Below are 3754 nucleotides of genomic sequence, written 5' to 3'. Positions count from 1 at the left end.
GTGCCGCCATGGCCTCCTCTGCCCTCCTGTCTCAGGCTCGCAAGCGCGACGCCGCCGTGCTGACCCAGGATTTCCGCAAGGTCGGACTGTTCCTGTTCGTGGTCTCCGGGCTCATCAACATTCTGGCCCTCACAGGCTCCTTCTACATGCTGCAGGTCTATGACCGGGCGCTGACCAGCGGCAGCGTGCAGACGCTTGCGGCCCTCTCCGTGCTGGCGATCGGCCTGTACCTGTTCCAGGGCGGCTTCGACGTCATCCGCTCGCAGGTTCTGGTGCGGGTCGGCGCCAGGCTCGACAAGGACATCGCGCCGCTCGCTCATCGCGTCGCCATCGACATGCCACGCTTCGGCTTCTCCAGCACGGAGGCGCTCGAGCGCGGCCGCGACGTCGACACGGTGCGCGGCTTTCTCGGCAGCCAGGGTCCGGCCGCCCTGTTCGACCTGCCCTGGATCCCGCTCTATCTCGCCTTCGTCTACTTCCTGCACCCCTGGCTCGGAGCGCTGACGCTCGCCGGCGCGGTGGTGCTGACCCTGCTCACCATCGCCAGCGAGGTTCTGGCGCGGCATCTGAGCAGCAGCTCGCGCCAGGCGGCGATCACCCGCAACGCGATGGCCGAGACCCATGCCCGCAACGCCGAGGTGGTCAGGGCGATGGGCTTCTCCAGCCGCGCCGTCGCCCGCTTCGACCAGTCGAACCGCGAGCATCTCGCCCTGCAGACCCGCGCCAGCGATCTCAGCGGCACCTTCGGTGCGATCGCACGCGTGCTGCGCATGATCCTGCAATCGGCGATCCTGGGGCTCGGCGCCTTCCTGACGATCAAGGGCGAGCTCTCGGCCGGCGCGATCATCGCCGCCTCGGTCGCCTCGGCCCGGGCGCTGGCGCCGGTCGACCAGGCGATCGGCAACTGGAAGTCCTTCGTCGCCGCGCGCCTCGCTTTCGGCCGCCTGCGCGAGACCGTGGTGGCGCTGAGCAAGGCCGTCGAGCCGATGGCGCTGCCGGCGCCGCATCGCTACCTCAAGATCGACCGGATCACTGTCGCGGCGCCGGGCTCCGGCCAGGTCCTGCTCAGCGAGGTCAGCTTCGACGTCGCCGCCGGCAAGGCGCTCGGGATCATCGGCCCGAGCGGCGGCGGCAAGACCACGCTGGCGCGGGCGATCACCGGCATCTGGCCCTGCCTGCGCGGCTCGGTCCGGCTCGACGGCGCGCATCTCGAGCAATGGCCCGAGGAGGCGATCGGCCGCCATCTCGGCTACCTGCCGCAGGAGGTCAGCCTGCTCGACGCCTCGATCGGCGAGAACATCTCGCGGCTTGCGGTCGATCCCGACCCGGCCGCGATCGTCGCCGCCGCGACGGCGGCCGGCATCCATGAGATGATCGTCAAGCTGCCCGACGGCTACCAGACCCAGCTCGGCCCGCAGGGGACCGCGCTGTCGGCCGGGCAGCGCCAGCGCATCGGCCTGGCGCGGGCTCTCTACGGCAATCCTTTCCTCGTCGTCATGGACGAGCCCAACTCCAATCTCGACAGCGAGGGCGAGAGCGCCCTCACCAAGGCGATCGAGGGCGTCAAGGCGCGTGGTGGCATCGCGATCATCGTCGCGCATCGCCCGAGCGCGCTCGCCGCCGTCGACCTCGTCGGCATCGTCCAGAACGGCAAGCTCGCCGGCTTCGGCCCGAAGGAGACGATCCTCAATACCGTTCACAAACCGCCGATGCCCGGTCTCCAGCCGGCACCTGCGCCTGCGCCCACCCCCGCAATGGATGTTCCGGCTGAACCGCGCCTGCCCGTGGCGGACGGTCTCGAGCTTGGCACCGGATTGCTCAGGAGGATGATGGCATGATCGAGGTCAAGGCTCTCAAGCCCCATCAGGATCGCATCGTCACCGCCGAGGAGATTTATCGCAAGGGCGAGGGCGAACCGGCCCCTTCGCGCTGGCCCGCGGCGCTCGCCGTCATCGTGCTGGCGGTCGCAGGCTATCTGCGCTCGCTCGTCGCGGCGGAGGCCAATCAACAGGATGAACAGCCCCAACCGGATGAGCTTGCGAACGCGACACCAGACGCCGACGAGATTGTGCCCGACCCGGAGGACGAGACCGGCTCGCTGCCTGACAAGAAGTTTGCACCCGAGTCCGACCCGGATGGCCAACTCGGCTCCGGCGCGGCGAGCGGTCCCGTGCAGGGGCTGGCCGATTTCCTCGGCATCGACTCGCCGCCGATCGACTACGAACAGCTTCCCCTGCCGGCCTTCGTCAAGGCGGCCTTCGAGTTCGGGCTCGGCCGGGTCAGCAACGACAATGCCTTCGTCATGAGCACGCAGATCGGCGGCTCGTCGCTGCTGCCGGGACAGTCGAACCTGTTCCAGCTGCCGGTGATCGTCTCCTCCTTCGATCCCGGCCTGGTCGGTCCGCCGCCGCTGGATGATGAGGAGGAGCCCGTCGACCCGGTCGAGCCGGAAGATCCGCGCCTGCGCAACCGCGCCCCGCGCCTGGCCGGCGCGGTCCAGCTCGGCGAGATCGGCCCGTGCCAGACCCTGATGCTGACCCTGGCGGGTCTGCTCGCCGGCGCGAGCGATGCGGATGGCGATGTGCTGGCGGTCCGCGATCTGCAGGTCTCCTCGGGCACGATCACGCTGACCGCGAGCGGCTGGCAGTACAAGCCGACGGCCGGCTATTTCGGCCCGGTGACGGTCAGCTACGCCGTCACCGACGGCATCGCGACGGTCGCCCAGACGGCGACGTTCAACGTCGTCGAGGTGCTCGTCCTCGACGGCACCGACGGCGACGATGTCCTGACCGGCACCGACTGCAAGGATCTGATCCGGGGCGGCGCCGGCCATGACATCATCGATGCCCGCGCTGGCGCCGATACCGTTCATGGCGGCGCCGGCAACGACATCATCTTCGCCGGGGCTGGCGACGACATCGTCTATGGCGGCGCCGGCAACGACGTCATCCATGGTGGCGCCGGCAACGACCGCCTCTATGGCGAGGACGGCGATGACCGCCTCTACGGCGAGGCCGGAGACGACCTGCTCGACGGCGGCAACGGCAACGACGAACTCTCCGGCGGCGACGGCAACGACACGCTCCTCGGTGGCGCCGGCCATGACGTGATCGCGGGCGGTGCCGGCAACGACACCGCCGAAGGCGGCGACGGCAACGACCTGATCGATGGCGGTGACGGCGACGACACGCTGCGGGGCGATGCCGGCAATGACCACATCATCGGCGGCGCCGGCAACGATGTGATCTCGGGTGGCGACGGCGACGACATCATCGATGCCGGCGACGGCGACAACGAGGTCGATGGTGGTGCCGGCAACAACATCATCGCGACCGGCTTCGGCAACAACCGCATCGTCGCCGCCGATGGCGACAACATCGTCCTCGGCGGCGCCGGCACCGAGCTCGTCCAGCTCGGCTCCGGGCGCAATGTCGTCCGCCTCGGCGGCGGCAACGACATCGTCGCGGCCGGCGCCGGCAATGATCGCCTCTATGGCGAGGATGGCGACGATGCGCTCGCCGGCGAGCAGGGCGATGATCTGCTCGATGGCGGCGCCGGCAACGACACCCTCCTCGGCGGCGCCGGGGACGACACGCTGCTGGGGCGCGACGGTGACGACGTCATCGCCGGCGGCGAGGGCGATGACGAGATTGAAGCCGGAGCGGGCGACGATGTCGTCGATGCCGGTACCGGCGACGACGAGATCGATGGCGGCGATGGCAATGACGTCATCCAGGCCGGCGATGGCGACGAC

The 3754-nt window shown here is 69.6% G+C and carries 2 protein-coding genes; both read left to right on the top strand.

Going from position 1 to position 3754, the window contains the following annotated elements:
* Positions 1-8 precede the first annotated feature (8 nt).
* The gene (locus VGN82_RS00940; RefSeq protein ID WP_327525102.1) at positions 9-1838 is read left to right on the top strand and encodes a type I secretion system permease/ATPase; all 1830 of its coding nucleotides are present in this window, start codon (positions 9-11) and stop codon (positions 1836-1838) included.
* A partial coding sequence (locus VGN82_RS00935; protein ID WP_327525101.1) for a calcium-binding protein occupies positions 1835-3754 on the top strand: 1920 nt, incomplete at its 3' end. The genes VGN82_RS00940 and VGN82_RS00935, both read left to right, overlap by 4 nt.

Source organism: Allobosea sp., assembly GCF_035999205.1.
GTDB lineage: Bacteria > Pseudomonadota > Alphaproteobacteria > Rhizobiales > Beijerinckiaceae > Allobosea.
The sequence above is the reverse complement of the archived record's forward strand: the minus strand, read 5'-3'. Positions and strand labels throughout refer to the sequence as shown.

Excerpts from the sequence above, each read along its gene's own strand:
- VGN82_RS00940 (WP_327525102.1), top strand. The coding sequence starts at position 9 with ATGGCCTCCTCTGCCCTCCTGTCTCAGGCTCGCAAGCGCGACGCCGCC.